This window comes from Nostoc sp., from assembly GCF_036917755.1.
In the GTDB taxonomy this organism is placed as follows: domain Bacteria; phylum Cyanobacteriota; class Cyanobacteriia; order Cyanobacteriales; family Nostocaceae; genus Nostoc.
Map to the genome: position 1 here is coordinate 26,734 of NZ_JBALFC010000050.1, position 22,274 is coordinate 49,007.

General features: G+C 40.8%; 20 protein-coding genes and 1 pseudogene. 5 read left to right on the forward strand and 16 right to left on the reverse strand.

Annotation, left to right across the window (positions count from 1 at the left end):
* Positions 1-23: 23 nt before the first annotated feature.
* The 12 genes from V7L05_RS12215 to V7L05_RS12270 form a co-directional block, all read right to left on the reverse strand.
* The gene (locus V7L05_RS12215) at positions 24-1,004 is read right to left on the reverse strand and encodes a hypothetical protein (protein WP_335164412.1); all 981 of its coding nucleotides are present in this window, start codon (positions 1,002-1,004) and stop codon (positions 24-26) included.
* The gene (locus V7L05_RS12220; RefSeq protein ID WP_335164413.1) at positions 1,001-2,269 is read right to left on the reverse strand and encodes a DegT/DnrJ/EryC1/StrS aminotransferase family protein; all 1,269 of its coding nucleotides are present in this window, start codon (positions 2,267-2,269) and stop codon (positions 1,001-1,003) included. The genes V7L05_RS12215 and V7L05_RS12220 overlap by 4 nt, the downstream gene beginning before the upstream one ends.
* A gap of 8 nt (positions 2,270-2,277) precedes the next feature.
* A complete protein-coding gene (locus V7L05_RS12225; RefSeq protein WP_335164414.1) occupies positions 2,278-3,249 on the reverse strand; it encodes a Gfo/Idh/MocA family protein in 972 nt (323 codons plus the stop codon).
* Between the two features lie 14 nt (positions 3,250-3,263).
* Entirely contained in the window at positions 3,264-3,974 is a 711-nt protein-coding gene (locus V7L05_RS12230) for a glycosyltransferase family protein (protein ID WP_335164415.1), read from the reverse strand.
* A gap of 35 nt (positions 3,975-4,009) precedes the next feature.
* The gene (locus V7L05_RS12235; RefSeq protein WP_335164416.1) at positions 4,010-4,996 is read right to left on the reverse strand and encodes a GNAT family N-acetyltransferase; all 987 of its coding nucleotides are present in this window, start codon (positions 4,994-4,996) and stop codon (positions 4,010-4,012) included.
* Complete coding sequence (locus V7L05_RS12240) at positions 4,997-5,605, reverse strand: class I SAM-dependent methyltransferase (protein ID WP_335164417.1); 609 nt, start codon at positions 5,603-5,605, stop codon at positions 4,997-4,999.
* 61 nt (positions 5,606-5,666) lie between these two features.
* Positions 5,667-6,731: a pseudaminic acid synthase gene (gene pseI / locus V7L05_RS12245; RefSeq protein WP_335164418.1), complete on the reverse strand. Its 1,065-nt coding sequence runs from the start codon at positions 6,729-6,731 to the stop codon at positions 5,667-5,669.
* A gap of 12 nt (positions 6,732-6,743) precedes the next feature.
* Positions 6,744-8,246, reverse strand: a complete 1,503-nt coding sequence (pseG, locus tag V7L05_RS12250; RefSeq protein WP_335164419.1) for a UDP-2,4-diacetamido-2,4,6-trideoxy-beta-L-altropyranose hydrolase — start codon at positions 8,244-8,246, stop codon at positions 6,744-6,746.
* Between the two features lie 17 nt (positions 8,247-8,263).
* Entirely contained in the window at positions 8,264-9,001 is a 738-nt protein-coding gene (locus V7L05_RS12255; RefSeq protein WP_335164420.1) for a glycosyltransferase family protein, read from the reverse strand.
* Entirely contained in the window at positions 8,998-10,164 is a 1,167-nt protein-coding gene (pseC, locus tag V7L05_RS12260; RefSeq protein WP_335164421.1) for a UDP-4-amino-4,6-dideoxy-N-acetyl-beta-L-altrosamine transaminase, read from the reverse strand. Before pseC ends, V7L05_RS12255 begins: the two co-directional genes overlap by 4 nt.
* Entirely contained in the window at positions 10,161-11,150 is a 990-nt protein-coding gene (gene pseB / locus V7L05_RS12265; protein WP_335164422.1) for a UDP-N-acetylglucosamine 4,6-dehydratase (inverting), read from the reverse strand. Before pseB ends, pseC begins: the two co-directional genes overlap by 4 nt.
* Positions 11,151-11,214: 64 nt before the next feature.
* The gene (locus tag V7L05_RS12270) at positions 11,215-11,640 is read right to left on the reverse strand and encodes a tetratricopeptide repeat protein (RefSeq protein ID WP_335164423.1); all 426 of its coding nucleotides are present in this window, start codon (positions 11,638-11,640) and stop codon (positions 11,215-11,217) included.
* Between the two features lie 998 nt (positions 11,641-12,638).
* Between V7L05_RS12270 and V7L05_RS12275 the strand changes: the two genes are divergently transcribed.
* On the forward strand, positions 12,639-12,857 hold the full coding sequence (locus V7L05_RS12275) for a DUF4327 family protein (protein ID WP_012407469.1): 219 nt from the start codon (positions 12,639-12,641) through the stop codon (positions 12,855-12,857).
* Between the two features lie 274 nt (positions 12,858-13,131).
* On the opposite strand, the gene V7L05_RS12280 is transcribed toward V7L05_RS12275, so the two are convergent.
* The gene (locus V7L05_RS12280) at positions 13,132-14,415 is read right to left on the reverse strand and encodes a protein kinase domain-containing protein (protein ID WP_335164424.1); all 1,284 of its coding nucleotides are present in this window, start codon (positions 14,413-14,415) and stop codon (positions 13,132-13,134) included.
* Between the two features lie 400 nt (positions 14,416-14,815).
* Between V7L05_RS12280 and V7L05_RS12285 the strand changes: the two are divergent.
* A pseudogene (locus V7L05_RS12285) lies at positions 14,816-15,404 on the forward strand (Uma2 family endonuclease).
* Positions 15,405-15,614: 210 nt separating this feature from the next.
* On the opposite strand, the gene V7L05_RS12290 reads toward V7L05_RS12285, so the two are convergent.
* Positions 15,615-16,511: an alpha/beta fold hydrolase gene (locus tag V7L05_RS12290; protein WP_335164425.1), complete on the reverse strand. Its 897-nt coding sequence runs from the start codon at positions 16,509-16,511 to the stop codon at positions 15,615-15,617.
* Positions 16,512-17,061: 550 nt separating this feature from the next.
* Here V7L05_RS12290 and V7L05_RS12295 point away from each other — a divergent pair.
* The 3 genes from V7L05_RS12295 to V7L05_RS12305 all read left to right on the forward strand — a co-directional run bounded on the left by V7L05_RS12295 (position 17,062) and on the right by V7L05_RS12305 (position 20,229).
* Entirely contained in the window at positions 17,062-17,646 is a 585-nt protein-coding gene (locus V7L05_RS12295; RefSeq protein ID WP_335164426.1) for a hypothetical protein, read from the forward strand.
* Positions 17,647-17,818: 172 nt separating this feature from the next.
* Positions 17,819-18,592 (forward strand): armadillo-type fold-containing protein, encoded by a 774-nt coding sequence (locus tag V7L05_RS12300; RefSeq protein ID WP_335164427.1) that lies wholly within the window; start codon positions 17,819-17,821, stop codon positions 18,590-18,592.
* Positions 18,593-19,116: 524 nt separating this feature from the next.
* Positions 19,117-20,229 carry an acyltransferase gene (locus tag V7L05_RS12305; protein ID WP_335164428.1) on the forward strand — a complete coding sequence of 371 codons (1,113 nt, stop codon included), beginning with the start codon at positions 19,117-19,119 and terminating at the stop codon, positions 20,227-20,229.
* Between the two features lie 108 nt (positions 20,230-20,337).
* Here the strand turns inward: V7L05_RS12305 and ftsE are convergent, their stop codons facing one another.
* Both ftsE and V7L05_RS12315 read right to left on the reverse strand, forming a co-directional pair.
* Positions 20,338-21,078, reverse strand: a complete 741-nt coding sequence (ftsE, locus tag V7L05_RS12310) for a cell division ATP-binding protein FtsE (protein WP_335164429.1) — start codon at positions 21,076-21,078, stop codon at positions 20,338-20,340.
* A 407-nt stretch (positions 21,079-21,485) separates the two neighbouring features.
* The gene (locus V7L05_RS12315; protein WP_335164430.1) at positions 21,486-22,241 is read right to left on the reverse strand and encodes a WecB/TagA/CpsF family glycosyltransferase; all 756 of its coding nucleotides are present in this window, start codon (positions 22,239-22,241) and stop codon (positions 21,486-21,488) included.
* Positions 22,242-22,274: the final 33 nt, after the last annotated feature.

Here is a 22,274-nt window from a genome sequence, read left to right on the forward strand (position 1 = left end):
AAAAATTCTTTCAAAGTCAATAACTAAATTATTGCCTTGCATAACTGTGCTACTCGGAAATCTGCATCGCGCTGCTGTTCAACAAATTGTTCTTCTATTTCCCCATATTGAGGAAAATACAAAAACTCCCGCAGCTTTTCTGAGGAGTTTAACGGAATTGTGATTCCCCTTTGATTGGTTATGAGTGTGTCATCGACACCAATCACCAAACTACCTGCTGGTATTCCCATTAAAGCCGCCTCAATTAGGATAATTGAAGTAATTCCTAGCATTATATCTTGCTGACGCAGAGTGGCAAGTGTATCAGTACTTTCGTCAATGGCAAATGGCAAACCTGATTGTGCTAGCAAATCAAGCGAAGCACGGCACTCACCTTGGCGGGGATGAAAGCGGATCAGCAATTTTTTTAAGGGTTTATAGTCAGTTAATACCTTAATTAAGATACGGAGGATTTCAATCTCATTGGCATTTGGTTGAGAAGCAAAGAGAATATTCTCTCGTGGTTTCAAAATGCTTTTTCTGCATTTTTGTCTAGAAATCAGCCAAGCAAAATAAGGCTGTCCCACAACGCGGATTCGCTTTTCTGGTATTCCATCAGCAATCATTCCTGCGGCACACAGTTCATCTAAAGCTGTGATAATATCTGGAAAATTTGGTTCTGCATTAGGATTATTGAATGGTTGAAAACGCTGTCCATAATTTGCCCAATAGTCTATGACAGCAATACTAGGGATACGCTCTTGCCTTGCCCATAAAATAGCATCGCGTTCAAACTCATCATATTGAGATGTTCCTGTTAGCAGAATATCTCCTGTTAATCTCACAAAAAGATTTTGGTGTTCCTCAGAAATTGGCGTGCAAGCAACTTCAAGGCGTTGAAATTGACGGATAGCTGGCCCTTTGGCATACGCTTCTACCTGTGTACCTGCTGTCCGCAAGGCTGCAACAGTTGCAGCCACAGCATTAGCACCGCCTGGATCGTGAGCGATCGCAAGTATCTTCATTCATCTTGCCCTTGACTTAACTCTTTGGCATGAGCCAGGACTTTAGCCACAGAAGCTATGAAACGATCAACTAGGTCAATACCCCCAGGTATTTGGATGAGAGTTGTAGATAAAAGTGTCTGGTTATATGTCTTTTCGGCTATGGGACAGACACCAGTAGGATGACTGACAATTGTCTTGCCTTCTTGTTGCAGCCTTTGGAAAAGAGGTAGTCTGTATAAGGGACGCACATAACGCCCCGTCACAGGACATCCTTCTGCTTGAAGTGCCTCCACAAATCTGTCCCGCGACAATCCAGCTTGTTGTGGATCGATCCAAATGGGATATGTATAGTAAACATGGCGATCGCCAGAGCCAACTTTAGCCGTCCGTAGCGCTTTAAACTCAGACAGCCCTTGGTCTAAAGCTTCAGCAATTTTCAGCCTTGGCTGTGTCAATTCTTCTAAACGTTGGAGTTGAACCTGAGCGATCGCTGCCTGAAGTTCAGTTAGACGGTAATTGTAACCAACAATATCACCATCCTCATACCAGTTTTCCGCTTCAATTGCATTCTCTCCATGATTACGTACCAATGCCACCCGCCGCGCCAAGCGATCATCATTAGTAACTACAATCCCCCCTTCACCACACTGAATCGTTTTGTGACAATTGAGGCTGAATACCCCCAAATGCCCAATTGTTCCCAGCCAACGCCCCTGATGCTGACCTCCCGGTGCTTGGGAGTTGTCCTCAATTAGAATCAAACCGTGTCGATCTGCTAACTCACGTAAGCGTACCAGTTGGGCTGGACCTCCAAACAAATTGACTGCGATAATTGCTTTTGTGCGTGATCCGATAGCACCTTCAACGGCTTCTGGATCAATGCAGCAACTAGCCTCCTCTTGATCAACAAAAACAGGAGTCCCATTTGCCATAACCACTGCTGTTGCCGTTGCTGACATCGTTTGCGGTGGCACAATTACCTCATCACCAAAATTAACACCGGCTGCAATCACAGCGGCATGTAAACCACTAGTAGCAGAGTTAACACTTAAAGCGTGACGAACATTAAAGTAGTCAGCCCATTGTTCTTCCAAAGTGCAAACTTGTTTGCCACCCATAAAGTACAGTCCAGCAGCACCAATATAGTCAGATAAAATACCGCTTTTCAATACTTGAATCGCGGCTTCAGTCTCCTGGGAACTAGTACTGATATACCTTGGTAATGCCTCTGGAAAAACCTTGGAACCTCCGAGCAAAGCCGGTTTTTCTCTAGTAATAACCATCAAATTACCTACTTAATTAGAAATTTGTTGTTTCTTGCCATTTCAACAACTTGTAAAGCAAGCACACCATCAGCGCCAGAACAGGTTGCTTGTCCGCGAGTTTGTGCTAATTGCACAGCTTCACTGACAGCCCCTAAAATGTGGCCTTTTAAGCCAGCTTCACAGATCATCTTTGCTTGACCTAACTCTTGAAAGCCTGACCATTCACTAGGTTGAGCTGTCTGCCAAGTGACTCGCCCTCCCCCAGCGCTATACCGCAGCATACCGCCGGTTCCCCAGAGTTCGCCTTCGCCGATTGAACACCCAGTTCCACGTACTGCAATCAAATATGCAGTTAATCCGCTGTTCCAGGATAGTGCAATTGACTCAGCAGCGTCATCCTCAGCAACAGGTGATTTTTCCAGACGATATGCTGAAGCAACTGATCCGAATAAAGCCAATAACATATCGATCCAATGGGTTCCATTGTGCAGTAAACCACCGTTGTAGCGTAAGCAAGCACCAATTGGAGTTCCTAAGCCATCATCCTGGTTCGTTAGATGTTTCAAGGCTTGCAGCATTGGTGTCCAACGACGCGAATAGTTAGTTATCAAAATACAGCCCTGTGCAGAGCAAGCGGCTAGCATCATTTCTGCCTCTGCTACATTAACTGCAAGGGGTTTTTCGCATAGGATGACGCGCGGTTGCCAAGCCAGTGCAGCAATAACTCCCTGAGCGTGTAGGTGAGTCGGACTACATATTGATACTACATCGAGGCAAAGTCCATGTGGTACATCTTTTAAACTGGAGTATATTTGTGCTTCAGAAAAACGTTGTTGAAAATCTCTACAGGCTTCTGAATCTGGATCTACTCCTAATACAACTGTTACGTTAGGGATTTGAGCATACCCTTCAGAATGGCTGAGTGGATCGCCTTGTGGGGAAATGCCAAAGCGATGCCCAATTTTTCCCAAACCAATAATACCGACACACACTTTCATGAGTTTAATCTCTCTCAGAAGTCAATCCATCCTTGTTGTTGGGCATAGTTAAGAATGTCTACTGTCGTAAATTGGGGATTCTGGGGATAAAGTGCTTCAAAAATGGCTTTGATGCGATGGTAGTCTTCTTGATAGTCAAGGGTAATACGGAAAAAAGGATTACTTAAGCCTGGAGGAGCAATGATATCCAAGCGACGATATTGCTCTGGATGTCGTCGGATGTACCAACCAACGTGTTCACGAAAGGGTTCGCTGGAGGCAAAATCAACTGTCTGAGCTAGTGTTTTCCAAGACAACACCATGAGATCCAGCCCATGAGGATATGAACGTACTTCACAATTAGCGACGTAATCCACATGGGGGTAAGCCGCGAAAAAGGCACAGATATGCTGGTCAATCACATAAGGGTCAATTAAGGGACAATCTCCGGTTAAAAGGACACTAACTTCTGCTTGATAGTGTCGCCCAGTTTCTACAACTCGTTCTAATACATTTTCTTCTGAACCACGAAAGTAAGGAATATTGTGTTTACTGCATAAGGATGCGATCGCTTCGTCCTTTTCATTAGTGGTTGTGGCAACTACAACTTCATCTATATAACGAGCGCGACGAACACGCTCAACCATCAGCAACAGCATCGGTTTACCCACTGCTTCTTTGAGGACTTTACCAGGAAGGCGTGAAGAACCCATCCTGGCTTCTATAGTGGCAATTACACGATTCACAGTTTTAGTTATTTCTCCCGTAAAAAGTTTTATATTTATTGATAGAGATCCAAATTGGCATTTAAATTTGTGACAAAATAAGGCTTAATCTCTGGATTAAAACTGAGTTTGTAATCTCCTCGATTTGGAGAATTAACTCCTACAAAGTCAACTTCTTGCAACTTGCGTTTAAAACATTCTTCAATTAAATTGAGTAGCAAAAAGGTTGAACCACCACTTTCTCTGTATTCAGGATTATTCCCAGCAAACATATAATAACCGCGCTTTTGATCAAAGAGGAATAAAATAGCACAAACAGGAATTGCATCAAAATAGCATACTTTCAGTATTCCAAATCCTTTTGTTAAAGATTTATGAGCTATTGCTTTCAGTAAATAAGATTCTTTTTCTATGTTTTCTATTCCTTGTCTAGCCCAAACTTGTCGGTGTAGTTTATCTAAAATATCAATATTATCAGACACCTGAATAGATAATTTATTCTTGATAGCTTTCCGCATTTCCTGACGCCTGACAGCCCTGATACAACTGAGATAAAAGTCAAAACTATCAAATTTTATTAATTTCAATATAGCCGTGTATCTCAGTTGAACTTCAAACTTTCCCTTGTCAGGTGTGTGGTAATTATACCATTGAAATGGTCGTATATCTATCAATTGCCATGAATGGGCTAGGGAAATTTTTTCAAATTTATCTATAAGTTGTTCTATGAACCAAGTTAAAATCAAAAACTCTTCAGAATTACGTTTGTGATCTGGTTTAGTACAATTGTCGGCTAGTAACAGTCCTTGATAGGGTGTAAAAGGGAAAGGAGCAGGTAATGTCTTACCATCTTGAGAAAATAAGATAACAGTACCTGCAACTATTTTCTGTCTGAAATAGACTGTAATAATTTGAAAAGGAACTTCTAATGCATTGATAAAGTCAGTTTTTGCAAAAACAGTTCCTTGAGGAGAATCTTCAACAAAATCATCCCAAATATTTGCTATTTCCTGCCAATTAATTACAAAATCTTTACTATTCATTTACTTGTAAACATAAATACAAACATCACAATGATAGTAGTGATGAATTATTGTGACTTTTCTAGATAGGTGCTCAATACAGAACCTTAAAACTGCCTCCGGTTCATAATAAGCCATCGTTTCTTGTTGGAAATTCACATAAGAGGAAATAAAATTAAATGCGAGACCCTTTTCACATAAAGAGAATGCTTTTTTGATTAAAGTTTGGAGAAAAAGATTACCGTTAGGAGTAAAATTATTGAAAACAGCAGATACTAAAACATAATCATAGGTTTCTTCTAGACTCTCTTGAGTTATATCTAAGCACTCGAATTTCATATCTGGAAATTTTTTACGTGCAATTTCAATGGCTTCAGGTACAATATCTATGCCTCTATATTGGCAAATAATATTGTGTTCTTGCAAATATTCTGCAAAATAACCGATACTACATCCTATATCTAAAACTCGACATCCATTGAGGTCTCCAATTTTCATAAGTTCAAAATATCTGACAAGAGATTCATCTATAGAACCCCACTGTCCAGATCCAGGTGAGTCCCCTTTTTTTCTTACAAGATCCTGATAATGTTCTCGTAATATCTGTACACTTGTGCTGACTTGACTCATTGAGATTAATCCTTCAATTTTATAGATAAAAACAGTATAATACTGAGTATTAATTAGCTTTTTATTTTTGAGTTGCTAATACTAACTCCCAGGTAAAAGGCGTACCTTTTTTTATATTTTGATTAACTGCTTTACCAATAATAATGTCGAAAAACTTGGGTGGTAATCCTAATCCTGGACGCACTGCTCTTAGGTTTTCTGGAGTGAGAATCTCTCCAGGTTTCATATCTTGGGTAACGTAGAGCGATCGCCGATAAATCAATGACTTTTTTTCAGCCTCACTTGCTCCATATTTTATATTACCCAAAGCTTGCCAAGCTCTTTGCGACTCTATTACCAATTGCTGCATCTCTGCTGGTTCCATTGAAAAAGCTGAATCGACTCCACCATCAGCCCGACACAGAGTAAAGTGCTTCTCAATTAATGTAGCTCCTAAAGCAATACTAGCAACAGCAACTCCAATACCCATTGTGTGATCAGACAACCCCACCTGCACATTAAACAACTCACGCATTTGAGGAATAGTTAGCAGGTTAGTATTCTCTGGTGTCGCAGGATAGCTACTAGTACATTTGAGTAATATTAAGTCTTGACACCCAGCTTCTCGCGCTGTCCGAACAGTTTCATCTAACTCAGAAATTGTCGCCATCCCAGTAGAAATAATCATCGGCTTACCCGTACTAGCAACTTTGCGAATTAGAGCTAAATCGGTATTTTCAAAAGAGGCAATTTTGTAGCAAGGTACATTTAGAGATTCGAGAAAATCTACAGCAGTAGCATCAAAAGGGGTGCTAAACCCAATTATTCCCAGTTCCTCGCAACGCTCAAAAATAGGTTTGTGCCATTCCCAATGTGTGTAAGCTTGTTGATATAGTTGATACAGGGATTGACCATGCCATAGACTATTAGGATCATTGATGTAAAATTCACCCTCATTGATGTCTAAAGTCATCGTGTCAGCAGTATAAGTCTGGAGTTTTATTGCATGTACCCCGGCTTTAGCAGCTGCTTCAAGGATATCTAAAGCTCTTTCTAAAGATTGGTTATGATTGCCGGAAATTTCAGCAACTACGAAGGGGAGATGACTAGCACCGATTATTCTATCTGCAATGTTAATTTCTCGCATTTGCTCTCTCAACTAACTAAATTTATACTTGTCTATAATAAGAAGGATCGCTTGATGTTCTTGCAGTGTGGTTATTCCTATACTCTGAAAACCCGCTTTGGAAAATGCCCTAACAGATGCCTGATTACTTGACTTTATGTAGGCATTAATTCTAGTAATATCGGAATCAGAGAATAGTTGTTTACAAGCTAATTTAATCAAGCTGCTTCCATAATTCTGATTACGAAACTTTGGATCAATACTCATGGAAACAGTAGCTTCATGATTTTCTATGTCATATCGAATCTGTCCAATAGGTACATCATTCTTATTAATGGCAATGTAAAAGATACAATTAGGGTTAATCAATTTAGATTTAAACCATTGAACATGATCTTCCCAGAGTATAGACTTTGAGGAAAAAGAAACCGCACGTACTTCTGGAGCGTTTGACCATTCCCATAGCAACCGACAATCATCTTGCTGCACCGATCGCAATTGAAAAAAGTTATCTTTTAGATAGCTCAAGACTCGACTGCTTCCTTGACCATCCACTAATTCTTGGCTATGTGTAGTCATTTTTTCCCGCATTCCAATAGTTATCAGTAATTGCGCTACTCTCGATGCTATTTCAACAGCAGAAACATTCTTATGCCATCCCAAATTTACAACTACTCCCATTGCCTCTAGTTTTTCGGCAATCGCCCGTTGATTTTCAGCTAAAATCATTACTAGACTAGGCAAACCCATAAAAGCCAGTTCCCAACAAGTGCTACCACCAGCTGTCACTGCCACATCAGCCCAAGCCATGAGATCGGGCATATTCATTACATTTCTTTCCAAACGGATAGGAAACTGCAAATTTTGACTAGCCGATCGCAGCTGCTCATAATGCGGATTACTTCCTCCAACTACAACAACTGCTTCTAGCCCTTCTACTTCTACTTGTTGCAATCCTTCAATCACCTTGAGAGTGACATTATCGGGATCTGCACCACCTAGTGTAACTAGCAACTTCTTTGCAATTAGAGGGAGCGATCGCTGCCATCCCCCCCACTGCCAAAATTCCCGCCGCAAAAGGCTATAGCTTGTACCAAGTAACAGTTTGGTATATGGCTGTCTATTTCTGTACAATCCCTCATAAGCATGAATATTTTGATTTAAAACAATGTCCGCATGGTACTGTTTTGCGTGTCCATAATCATCCATGAATAAAAGTTGTAGCTCAAATCTCTTGATGATTTCTTGATACTTAGCACCGAAATTGTAGCCATCTACCACAACCCAACTCGCATTAAACTGGCGTGCGAGTTTCGCTGTTTCTTCGGCATCTTCAGCACTTCCAATTTGAATCGGCAGGTGGATAACTTCCATTCCTTCCGCGTTTAACCGAGTTTTCAAATCTGGTGCTTTGGTCGCCATCACAAAAATTACCTGACCACCTGCATTTTGCCAAGTCTGCGCTAAAGCTAGACAACGCATTACATGGCCTATACCTATTTGTGTTGATGCATCTACTCGGATAAATAGCTTCATTTTTGATAAATGCTTAATTACGCAGCATATTTCTTTTGTTCTACGTGTGCATTAATTAGTGACCAATCAGGATACTGTTTCAGCAAATCTAAACAATCCTCCAAGGTGAATTTTGGAGTTTGAGGATAAAGCGCTTCAATAATTCTTTTGATAAGTTCAAAATCATCTGCTGTGTCAACTGTCCAGCGATGTAAACTTTGATTTTCTGAATAAAATATCTGGGCTAATCGATAACGTTCCGGGTGCATATAGATAAACGGAGTAACATGCTCACGGTCAGGTTGTGCTGTTGCTTCTACAAACGCCTGATGTAATGCTATAAATGAAAAAACCTCAGTATCCATTCCTCGTGGGTAGCTTTTTTCTAAACAGTTCGACACATAATCATATTCATATTTATGTTCAATATAAGATTGAATTACCTTGTCAATTACTTGTGGATCAATAAGCGGACAATCGGAAGTGACGCGAACTACTACATTTGCATCATGCTCTTTAGCCGCGCCATGATATCTGGCTAGCACATCGTCTTCTAAACCTCTAAAATATGGTACTGAAAGGCGATCGCAAAGTTCAATAATTGGCAAATCTGTACTATTGGTTGTAGTCGCGATCACAATTTCATCAGCTAACTTTACTCGCTTTAATCTCTCAATCTGGTATTCTAATAAAGGCTTACCCAATACCTTTTCAAGCACTTTTCCAGGAAGGCGAGTTGAAGTCATTCTTGCCTGAACAATAATTACAGTTTTCATATCAGGCTCTCTTTTAGCGAAACTACTACCTTATCCTGACTCTCTTCATTTAGCCCATAATATAAGGGTATACTGATAGCTTCCTTATAGTACTTTTCTACCTGTGGAAAGTCCCCTACTTTAAACCCAAATTTTTGATAATAAGGCTGTATGTGAACTGGAATATAGTGCAAATTGACACCAATTCCTACGCTGCGAAGTTCTTCAAATACCTGTCGATGAGTTTTATTAATCTTGTCCAGTTTGAGCCGAATGACATAAAGATGCCAGCTAGATTCACTATCTGGATGTTGCCACGGCAGCATCAACGGTAAATCTTGCAGTAGTTGATGATAGCGGTTAGCTAAAAACCACCGACGTTTAACAAACTCATCTAGTCGTTGCATCTGACTAGCACCCAATGCTGCTTGTATATCCGTCATCCGATAGTTGAAGCCTAGTTCTAGTTGCTGATAATACCAAGAACCGTGAGATTCTCCTTGCATCAAATCTGGATTACGAGTTATGCCATGACTTCTTAATCTAATCAATCTCTGATATAGTTCCTCATGATTTGTTAGCACCATACCGCCTTCACCAGTTGTAATAATTTTTACCGGATGAAAGCTAAAAACCGCCATATCGGAAAATTGGCAGGAACCAATAGGTTGTCCCTGATAGCTTCCGCCAATCGCATGAGAAGCATCTTCGATAATTTTGAAACCATAACGCTGTGATAAAGCGGCAATTTGTTCCATCTCACAAGATTGCCCTGCAAAATGCACAGGTATTACTACTTTAGGCAAACAACCTTGCTTTTCTGCCCCAGTCAACTTATGTTCTAATTCATCTACGCTCAAATTGTAGGTATTTGGGTCAATATCAACAAAGTCAACCTTTGCAGCACAGTAAAGTCCACAATTAGCTGAGGCAACAAAGGTATTTGGTGATGTCCAGAGAATATCTCCTTGCCCTAAACCAGAAGCAAGACAAGCAATATGTAATGCAGCTGTCGCACTAGAAACCGCTACAGCATATTTTGCTCCACAGTAGTTGGCAACAGCTTGCTCAAATCTCTCTATAGCTGGGCCTTGAGTAATCCAGTCTGAGCGCAAAACTTCAATTACGGCATCAATATCTTGTTGACTGATATCTTGCCTTCCATAAGGAATATAGTCACTCATTGCTTCAGCATATCAAGTAGTTGGAAACCTTTTAGCCATTCTGTATTTATCTCGGAGCTATACTCAAACCCTTCAGGAACGGGAACTCCTTTTTCGCTCAAAGCGTTGCAAGCATAATCAATAGAATAGGTATATTCAATAGTTGGTCTAATCACATAATGATCGGCAAACTCTAATACTAAATGCGAAGCTTCAGAAGGAAACATAGCTTCATGTAGTTTTTCCCCTGGTCTAATACCAACAATTTTAATTGGGACTCCCGGTGCAAGTGTTTCAGCCAAATCGGTAATTTTCATTGAGGGAATTTTAGGGACAAATATTTCTCCTCCGTGCATCCGTTCAAAACTGTTAAACACTAAATCCACAGCTTGTTGTAGGGTAATCCAAAAGCGGGTCATGCGTGGATCTGTAATGGGAATTTCTGGGGCTTTTTCACGAATCAGTTTTTCAAAAAAAGGTACAACTGAGCCTCTTGAACCAACAACATTGCCGTATCGAACTACAGCAAACCGAGTTTTCATTGTGCCAACAATATTATTAGCTGCGACAAAAAGTTTATCCGCAGCTAGCTTGGTTGCACCGTAGAGATTAATTGGATTAACTGCTTTATCTGTTGAAAGAGCAATCACTTTTTCTACTTCTTGCTCAATAGCAACATCAATGACATTATTTGCTCCATAAATATTAGTTTTAATGCATTCCATTGGGTTGTACTCAGCGGCAGGAATATGCTTAAGTGCCGCAGCATGAATAACATAATCAACACCCCGCATAGCTAGACGCAGCCGATCACGATCGCGCACATCTCCAATGAAATAGCGCATCACTGGTGCATTAAACTCCTGCGCCATTTCATACTGCTTGAGTTCATCCCGTGAATAAATTATGACTTTATGAGGTTGATATCGGCTGAGAATCGTTTTGACAAATTGCTTGCCGAAGGAGCCTGTACCACCAGTGATTAAAATCGATTTGCCATTAAACATCTTGTATTTCTTTGTAATTTCAAAATTAATTATTTTATTTTGCAAAAATATTTAAGTGAAGTTGTTACTGAGATTTGGGCTGCTTATTTGTGCTGCGATCGCTATTTCCCTCTTGTTTCTTAATCTGCTCTAATACAACTTTGTAATCTTGCCGCTCAGGGTGCAACTTTACCAGCTTCTCCAAAGGTGCGATCGCACCCTTAGCATCCTTCAATTGCAACCGCAACAAAGACAGTTTCTCTAAAGCAAGTTGGTTTTCTGGTTCCCGTTGTAAAACCAACTCGTAGCCCCGCGCCTGTTGCTGTAATTCTGACTCAGCAGAAGGAGACGCAATTGCTGGCTGAGGTTGACTAGCCTTTTGTATTACCGGAATGATTGCAAATACCGTAGAACCAAAAAACGAGAACATCGACACTATCGTGACAATCTTTTGTCGCCGCTGAATCTGCTTTTTGCGGGAAATTAGGTATTCTGCCTCCGAACTAGCCATGCCTCACATACTTGCTGCGGTAAATACTTAGATATCAGCAAGCCTCCTGTTATGAGGATGCCCATTTGCTCAACAGAAACTAACATCTTGGCTAAAAATTTTTTACATAAAATTCAAATGCTGACTCTGAAGACAAGAGAACTTTGTGGTAAACCCATGCTGCATCGACAATTTTGCCATGCGAACCGCTTCTATACTTCAAAGCAAAACCCTCTCCTGCACCTAAACAGGGCAACCCTCCAGGTCTTATTCTCTAGGCAAAACATTAAAGTTATATAAAGATTTGCAATTAATTTGCCTAATGCCAGATGTTTGCGATATTGTAAATAACGTTTAAAGAAACAGAAACAGTAGATATTTCTACTCAATTACAAATTTCCTAGTCAGTCAAAAACTTTCAAACTAGCCCGTGTCCTATGGGTTCTTCAATAATCACACATATTTTTCGTGATTCAAACAAATAGAATTTTCCCAGTCGCCCTCATTAGTGCAACTTCCCAAAGGACTAGTTATTCTGCTTGGCGTCCACAATAGATATCTTACAAAAGGTACTGTTGCACTCTAGTGGAGAAAGGGTAAAGGTTATATACAGCTTAACCTCACCCCGATAAGGCTGTGCTTTATCTCCCCTCTCCGAACTCATGGAGATGGGTTGCGGTGAGGTTTTGATATGTGTTTCATGCACCTGAGAACCGCTATAAGAGGACAAAGAAGACGGGGAAAAGTTAAAGGTAAAAGGGAAAACATAAGCATCCCTGAACCTTTGCCTGATTTCTGCAAAAAGTTTAAGGACTGCTTGGTGGAATTCGAGTTTTGTGGTGGTAATTACCGTACAAAACCGAATTTACCAGTAACTTAGTAGAGTTTGTTATGGTATAGTTAAAAAGTTAAGACTAGCTTTACCCAATTACACCACTCTACGACCCGGCAACAATTGCAGAATGGCAAGCAGTTTTGATTAAGTATTTACCAACAAAACCTGAATTCAATCGAGAGTTATGACTCAGCAAGTGATTCACCCAATGGTGAAATTGCAGCGCAACGTGCAATCACTCATAGAATCGAATATTATCAAGCCAAGCGATAGCATCTGGAAAATCGCTTTGCTCTACGGTAATGAATGGCAGCACTGGAAACAGGAACTGCTCGACTTTGGCTTTAGTATGCAAGACCCAGTTAGTGAATTGCTAGCTGTCGAAACTTGGGATGAAGAATAGGCAATAGGGAATAGGAAATAGGGAATAGGGAATAGGGAATAGTGATTTTCAATATTCTCCACTCCCCACTGCCCACTCCCGACCATTGGTGTCAACTTAAGATAAAAGGGCGGTTAGAAACCGCGTCTACACAGACAAAACCCACCTCCGTGGGTTATGAAAGCTTGATTTTCTCTTAGTCCACGGAGGTGGACTTTGTTTGTGTAGCCGCGAATTCCATTCGCCAAGGCTTAAGTTGACACGCATGCACTCCCCACTCCCCACTCCCCACTCCCTAAACTTTGCAAGTCGCTAAAGCCCCAGCCAATTCCTTTGCAGTTTGGTAGCGATCGCGTGGCAATGGTTCTGTAACGCGGTCAATCACATCCCTTAATTGGGAACTAATAGTTGGAACTTTTGCCACATCAAACCTGAAGCTTCGCCCTCGTTGGTGGTAATACTTAAACGGGTTTTCCCCTGTGAGCAGAAAAATCAGCGTTGGCCCAATTGCATACAAATCAGATTGAGTCAAAGGTTGTCCTCGTTCTTGTTCAGGAGCGCAGTAACCTTCTGCACCAATTCGAGTGCCGGGCGCTGTGCCAATTTCCTTAACTGCGCCAAAATCCAGCACCACTATGCGATTTCCTGAACTTCGCACCATTAGATTCGCGGGTTTAATATCGCGGTGAATCAGTGGAGGGCTTTGGCTATGAAGATAGTCTAAGATATCGCAGGTTTGGATCATCCAAGCGATCGCTTGGTTTGGTGTCACCGGGCCAGTGGTATAGACACGTTTCTCTAAATCTTGCCCGTGGATTAGTTCCATTGCCAAGTATTTTTTTCCATCTTCTACAAAGAAGTCATAATACTTGGGAATTCCAGGATGGTTAAGGGATTTGAGAGTGTACGCCTCCCGCTCAAATAACTCTTGAGCTTTGGCAATTTTCACCATATCAGCATTCATTTGCTTCAACACCAGCAGTTGTGGCATACCCGCAATCAGACCAGCCGCATCCCACGCGAGATAAGTAGTACCCATACCTCCTTGTCCGAGAATTCGCAATACCTGATAATGGCGAATCCTCTGTTGCACAGAGAGGGGTAGACCGCAGTGGATGCAAAACAGATTATTCGGCGAGTTACCTTCGTGCGTGCAAGTGGAGGATGAACTTGCCGGATTTTTTGCTGAGTAAAGCGTCTCGACGGCGTTTTCTTCTCTCCCTGGCATTTGTGGCGATCGCAAACCAGTTTCCAGTACTGTTACCTCCTGAATTTGGAATTGCAGTATTGGGCCTCCCTGTGCCAATTGCAAAAGGGAATTATCTGGTAACGGACTTTGAATTACAAGGATACCGTTGAGAAAAGTCCCATTTGTACCCTGACTAATTAGCTGCCAAGCATCGCCATTGCTAGAGGAACCGACTTGTCTCAGTTCTAGATGATGCCGGGAAACTAAACTATCAGTTAAAACAACCTGATTATCTGCCGCTCGACCAATCCGAATTATGGAAGAGTTCTCAAAGCACCACTGCTGGAGGGGTGTTTTCTGTTGCGGTTCTAACAGAGTCAGACTAACCACAATACAACCTAAAAGCTAAGAGGAACAGGAAGTGGAAATTAGGTATTAACCCCAGTTGCGGGTTATAGATGAATAGCGATCGCTTCGCGGTATTGATTGCCGCTATTTTCTTTAATGGTAATTAGAGCAAGGCTTGTGCCTATATCAAAGACCATAATTCGATGCCAAGAATGTGAGAAAAATTACGATGTTACCACTATTACATAGACTTTCCATCTTAATCAACGATTTATCGAAACAGAATTCAGAATGAATTTTGTAAGACAGGCGGATGAGTTGCAAAACGCTGTATGTTACGTCTGTGTGTGTTGGTACCTGACGTGTGCTATCTCCATCATCTGATCAAGCGATCGCTTGCCACAAAATACTAAACTAAAAACTAAGATGCTCAGAATAGCCTATGGACGCCACAACAACCACTTTACCTTCTACACTCAAATTGAAAATTGACTTGACTGATGAGCAATTTTTCCAGATGTGTCAGAAAAACCGCGATTATCAATTTGAGCGTACAGCATCAGGGGAATTATTAATTATGCCACCTACAGGTAGCGATACTGGTAGACGTAATGTTAAAATTACCACTCAATTAGATATTTGGAACTCTGAGAGTAATTTAGGCGAAGTTTTTGACTCTTCAACTGGTTTCACCCTACCCAATGGTGCCAGAACGTTCTCCTGATGCTTCTTGGGTGAAAATTGAGCGATGGAATGCTTTAACGCCAGAACAACAAGAAAAATTTGCCCCGATTTGCCCTGATTTTGTAGTAGAGTTGCGTTCTCGTTCTGATTCCTTGAAAGAATTGCAGGAGAAAATGCAGGAGTATATCGAAAATGGCGCTCAATTAGGCTGGTTAATTGACCGGAAAAACAAGCGAGTAGAAATTTATCGTCCAGGTAAAAATGTAGAGATATTAGACAATCCTGCTAGTTTATCAGGAGAAAATGTACTACCTGGATTTGTGCTAGATTTACGGCAGATTATGTAGCTTTATCGATTCGGATACACATGGCGCATTTCAAAGTGACTTTATCAAAACAGAATTCAGGAGTCAGAGTTGAGCATAAATTCTGACTCCTGAATTCTTCAATCAGCCTCGAAAATTCAAAGTCTAGCGACACAATTGTGGTTGAAATTAGAACATTAAAGAAGGCAAAAGGTAGAAAATTAGATGAGGCTTTGACAACTGAGCAAACCACTAATTAAGTAAAGGCAAAAAGTGGCGAATTAACCCAATTGTCACTGCTGGCAATTCCAACTGCGGTGTTAACCCCACATCTTCCAACTGTTGAAAAAATCGGATCGCTTGGGGATTAATTTCGGCTAGGCGACGACCAATTGATGGCCCTGTAAATTCCGACCTTTGTCCCCAAATAATGGCGGTGGGAGTTGTTAGTTGTTGAATATAAAGAGATAAATCAAAACACAAATCACCGCGTACAAAAGACAGCGCTGCATACTCAGCATTAGGCTGTTGGGCGGATTGTAAATAAGCATCGACAATTTCTTGGTACACTCGATTAGACTGGGCAAATTGCCGTTGCTCTAGGAAGCCGCGAATACCCCCACTCGTAGCAATTCCAGTGCTGTAAAGTAAACGGTCAACAAGGGGAACGCTAACTAACTGGGCAAAAAAACTACGGGAATAGTCTTCGCCAAAATCGGAAAGTCCGGCGGGGGTAGTCAGAATTAAAGACTTGAATAAATCAGGATGATCTGCTGCGACTCGAATTGTAAATGCTGCGGTTAAAGAAGAAGCGATCGCTGTTACTGGCCCAGTACAAGTCTGCTCGAAAAATTCCCGAATTGTAGTCAAATAATCCTCAATATTATAACTCCGCGCTGGATGCTCAGACCTACCCCAACCGATCAAATCTGGCGCAATCACCCGATATTCGGCCGCAAAAGCTGGATAAACTTTCGACCACTCATAAGCAGAAGAACCACCACCAAAGCCGTGCAGGAATACCAAAGTTTCCCGATCATCTTTGGCAGTTACACTGTCCAGCCAAGGTGCCCCAGCAGCAGTATAGTATGCCATTCTACCTAGCGAGGTATTTATGGAGCGTTGTTCAAATCCTAGTGGTTGAAACATAAGTATTTTTTATTGACTGTAGTAATTAGTTGGTACAAGTAACAAAACAAACCTGGGGACGCTAAGACTTGTATTAGCATCGGCTTGCGGCGATTTTGCGACACAGAGAGTATTTGATAATTTCTCCGTGTCATGGTGTCTTCTTTAGTCATCCCAGAATACTTACCTGTTTAGTTCAAACTCCCCACTCATTGTTATTATCGGCGAACCAATCACTTTAGGACTTCTTACTACCGCTAGATTAAGTAGATATAAAATTACTGGATTACTTGTAAAGATTTGGTGATTATTTTTTGATTATAAAAAATAATTTATCGTTGTAATTACTGTTTTATAAGGGTTTCTCATGGTAGCGACTATCACCAAAGCCGGAATTAAACATAAGTTTTTATGGTAGTCTATCAAAAAACTGATAAATAATTTTGAGCGTCAAGAATAGTTAAAACGCTCATTTTAATAAACTATTAATTCTACTTCTATATGTAGAAACAATAGCTTTTAATGTATAACTAATCTGATTATTCTCTAGGTAATGGTAAGGCGGAATGTCATGGTAAAGCAGGCTACTCTTCAATCAAATAAACTACCAACGATTGAAGACGCTAAATTTGCGCTTGACAACTTTGATATCCAAAATGAAATTACAGCTTCAGCTTGGCGGGGTCAGGTCGAACCAGCTCTTGACGCTGCCAGAGTGACTGTACCTACTTGTATTTGTTTAGACTTAGAAGGCTTGAAGTGTTTTGAAACAGTAGAGCGCCAGTATGAACGCTGGGGAGTAATTTTTGACAATTCTCTAGCAATACAGCCATCAAATCCAGCATTTCCAACCTATTCAGGGTTAACAGTCTTAATGGGAGCGCCTAAAAGCGGATTTTTAGAAGCTACTTTCTTACGTCCGGTTAACTCAGTTAGCGCCTTTGTCACTAGTTCGCAACGGCTAGTGCTTTGCGCCTACGATCGCGATCGGCAACTGCTCGGTCAAACTACACTACCAAGCGCCAATCTTGCCAATTCCGACTCGGCAATTTCCCCCAATACCTTATTATCTATAGCTGTGAATAACATCTACAGCGTTACCTTCTGTGCTTTTGATGGTCAATTCACCCTTGATCGCTTTCGTTTTTGTCTTTAAAAAGCCTTTATGCCTCACCAACTTGCTCCCGCACTCCGATCAGAGGACATGGAGGAAACGAACTCTTTTTCTGGTAAAATTGTGCATCTTGACCATGAATGCCGTAAGGGGCATCTCGTGGTTTGAGTCTTCACCTACAATAGGTAATTTTGTAATCAAGTAGGTAAACACTGTGGCACAGGCTTCGTCTTATTGGCAGCAATTGATCAACCAGATTCCAAAATGGAACTGGTCGCTGACAAAATTCAAGACAAAGGGAGCCACAAAGCAGCAAACATTTAAGCGCTTCTCTGGGCCTGGGGGCTTTCTTGGGTTCCTGACAATCGTCGTTGCCATGTTGTTGTGGAACTGGATACTGCTATTGGCTCTCTTAATCGGCGTTGGGATAATGGTATTGGTTTACTCAATGCAGGAGTGGGACTGGCAATTGCACTGGTCTAAGATACGTAAGTTCTTAAACAGTCCAAATCGTCGGTTAGCCTTAGCAGTCGTCAGTGGTGGTCTTGCAACTGTCAGCACTTACATGGCCGCTGCAATTTGGGTTGACTCTCACAGTCCTTGGATTGGCGCTGGTGCTATTGTGCAAGGTCTGGGAACCCTGTTAACTTTAATTTTATTGGTCTGGCAAATTGTCAACTTCTATGAATATCGAGAAGAAGACCACCTTGATCAGTTGTTGGTCAATTTAACAGAAAAAGATCCATTGAAGCGGTTGATTGCGCTACGTCAACTAACTAAATTCATCAGCCATAAGCGAGTTGATTCTTCAGTGCAGCAAGATGTTGTCGAATGCTTGCAACTGCTAATTAGTCGAGAGGAGGAAGTTGTGATTCGAGAGGCAGCTTTTAAGAGTTTACAAGCTTGCGATCGCCTACAACTTCTACCACCCAAAACAGCAGCAACTTTCGTACCCCTATCGACAAAAGTCAAGCACCACGTTTATTAATTATGGCTCAAAAGCAGTATGAAAGAGAGTTTCGGGTCAAATCATACTGCTATGCTGCTTGAATTTTGTCAGTCAACCAGGCAAGATATGTGTAAATAAATGTGGTTATTCAATATATAGTATGCCAAACTATAGCAATCCGATTTGATTCCTGAATTCACTTGCGTGGCAGGGAAGAGGGAACAGGACAGAAAGGATTGGGAGCATCTCAGTGAAAGCAAATATACCAGATGAGAAACAAGATTCTTGCTCCCTCTCCTTACCAAGGAGAGGGTTGGGGTGAGGTTTTACAAAGCTTTTTACACTCATTGAGATGCTCCCGAAAGGATTCCTATATTAGTTAAACATCAAAATCCTAATTTTACTTAAAAATCAACGATAGAATGCTCCAATTGCTAGAAAATCTTCCAATGTTAGATAATAATTTTATTTTTTATTGTCTGGCAAAATTTCCATACTTTTAGCGAAGCAACTTCGCATAATTATTCAAAACCCATAAACATTAAATTACTTTTGTGTAATCAATGATAAATAGGATAGAAAAAACTCTAGACAAACAGCGAGATATTAGATTTGATATTTTAAAAACCATCGCGCTGATTTTTATTATTTTTGCCCATGTAGGGCCTGAAAATAACATTTTATTTGACATCAGACGTTTTGATGTACCTCTGATGGTTATTGCATCAGGAACATTATATTACTATTCAGCTAACAATAAAAATATATCTTTTTGGAATTATTTACAAAAAAGATTGCCTCGTCTGATTGCCCCGGTATGGTTGTTTTTGACTTTTTTCTTCATTTCGGCTAATCTGATATTTCTTTTGCTGGCTAAACCTTATCCATTTTCGTCTTCAGAAATAATTGAAACTTTTCTCTTCTTAAAAGGGATTGGATATGTCTGGATTATTCGTGTATTTACTCTCGTTGCAATTTTTGCGAATCCTTTATTGAAGTTATACAAATTATGTAAGTCGGAAAATAAATTTTTAGCTTTGCTCTTTTTAATATATCTGGGATACGAAATATTATTTCTTAAAATTGGTCATTTTCACTTACACAATCAAATCATTATACAATTGATCGATGATTATTTATTTTATCTTATTCCCTATGGATGTTTATTTGGGTTGGGTATAGTATTACTCCAACTTAGATTCAAAAAAATATTATTTATTTCGGGATTCTTTTTGACTATCTTCTTATTATTAACTGGGTTCTATTACCGGACTCTAGGACATTTTGCATCTACCGCAGATTTTAAATATCCACCCACAATGTACTTTGTTTCCTATGGGATTTTTATGTCTTTTTTTGCTTTTTGTGCAGTAGATAGAATTTGTTCTAAGTATAATTTATCTAACAATAATCATGTCTTAATCAGGGGAATTATTTTTATCAGTTCATCCTCTTTATGGATATATTTGTGGCATATATTCTTTGTTTATTATTGGCAAACTATCGTGGTATATTTACCAAAATTTGCCAGTCACTTTTTGATTGCCTTTTCAGTGGTAACTGTAGGAGCGATCGCAGTCACTTATCTACAGAAAAAAATAGTTTCTGGAATAATTAAAAAAACCACATTTGGTCAGAATTACTCGAATTTGCTTTCTATGTTATTGTTAAAATAATTTATACTCAGTAAAACAGATTATGCAACTTGAATGCCGATTAGCTTCTCCCTATATTGGTCATTTGTCATTTGCAAATGACAAATGACAAATGACAAATGCTTATTTTCAAGACAGCCGTCCATTGCGAACTTGCACTACCCGATGGTTGCATCGCCGCACCAATTGTTCATCGTGAGTGGTAACAATTACCGTAGCTCCAAAGGAATTTAACTTCTGGAGAATCTGGATGACTTGCCAGGAATTATCTGGATCGAGATTTCCAGTCGGCTCATCCGCCAACAGCAGGGGTGGTGTACCAACGATCGCTCGTGCAATACTCACCCGTTGTTGCTCTCCCCCAGACAGTTGATCTGGAAAGCAGTCAGCTTTATTCAGCAAACCAACTAGCTTCAAGGTTGGTTGTAAACGTCGTTGAATTTCTTTACGGGTATACCCTTGAGCTTGCAGCACAAAAGTCACATTTTCCGCTACTGTTCGTTGGCTAATCAGTTTGTAGTCTTGAAACACAATGCCAATGCGTCGCCGCAATAATGATAAGCGATCGCCCCGTAAACCCGCTACATTAGATCCATCAACAATTACTTCTCCTTGTGTAGGCAACTCCTGGCCATACAGCAGTTTCAAGAGCGTTGATTTACCAGAACCACTTGGCCCTGTGATAAATAGAAATTCTCCCTTTTTTACCTCAAGGTTCGCATTCAACAAGGCATGACAGCCGTTAGTATAGGTCTTGGTTACAGATTGCAACTGCACCTTTACAGTAGTATTGCTACCGTGGTGTTGAGTTTTACTGTCCTCTCTATGAACTGATTTGTCTGTCTTAACTTGAGTTGTTAATACTGGCATTGTTAAATTTTCCTCATACCCACAACCAAATAGTTTGCCAACTTAGATGTGACATTCCTCTCAAAAATAATGATTCCCAGGTTTCGCCTGGGAATTTAAAATGCAACAAATAAAATTTCAAATTTTTAAAACCTCGTTTCCAGCCAGAGGCTGGAAATGCACCTCATTGCGACTCTGGCGCAAGTCAAGAGGCAGAGCCTCCCGGAATGCATTCCCAGTCTCCGACTGGGAACGAGACAATCTCTAAATGCTGCTTCGAGACTAAGTTTCACGTTAAGTTTACACCCATGAGCAATGTTCCCTGCGAGAAATCTACATCTCTCAAAGTTTGTGTCAAATAGTACAAGTAATAACACTCCTAACTCCTGTACAGACGCGATTAATCGCGTCTCTCCCCACTCCCACCCTTAACTAATAGCACCCCTTGCTGTCAAACGATAAACAAACGCTTTCACAGCAAACGCTGGCAAAGCCAACATCCGCCGCCAACGCCAAGGTTCTTGATAAAGCCGATATAACCATTCCAAATTATTATTTCCTAGCCAGGCGGGAGCACGAGTTTTAGTTCCCGACCAAATATCAAAACTGCCACCAACGCCAATCCAAATTGCTTGAGGACACAAATGGCGGTTTTCAGCAATCCATAACTCTTGACGTGGCACTCCCAAACCGACAAAAATCACTTGTGGCTGCAATTGAGCGAGAGTTTGTCGCAATTGTGCTTCTTCTTCTGGCGAATGGTAGCCTGAGTGAGTGCCTACGATATTCAAATCGGGAATTTGCTGCTGCCAAAAATCTGCCGCAATTGAGGCCACTCCAGGCGCTCCTCCATAGAAAAATACCTTTGCCTCTGTCTTCTGTTGCCCAAGTTCTTGCAAAAGTTTTTCTGCTAATTCAATCCCCGGAAAACGCTGCACTTTTTGCCATAATAGCCACCGCAAATACAGAACAACCCCGGCTCCATCTGGAATCACTAGTTCAGCATTTTTAATCACCTGAGCTAAGAATTGATTTCGCTCTGCCTGCATAGTCATTTCTGCATTCAGGGTTACTACATGAGTTCCTTTGCTTGCGTGCAGGCATTCTAACAACCAGCCTGGATAGTTAGCCATCACATGAACTGGTATTCCCAACACTGAAAATGCTTGATTGTCGTTAGACATAGCCTATTCTTGATTAACCATCACACCAGATTT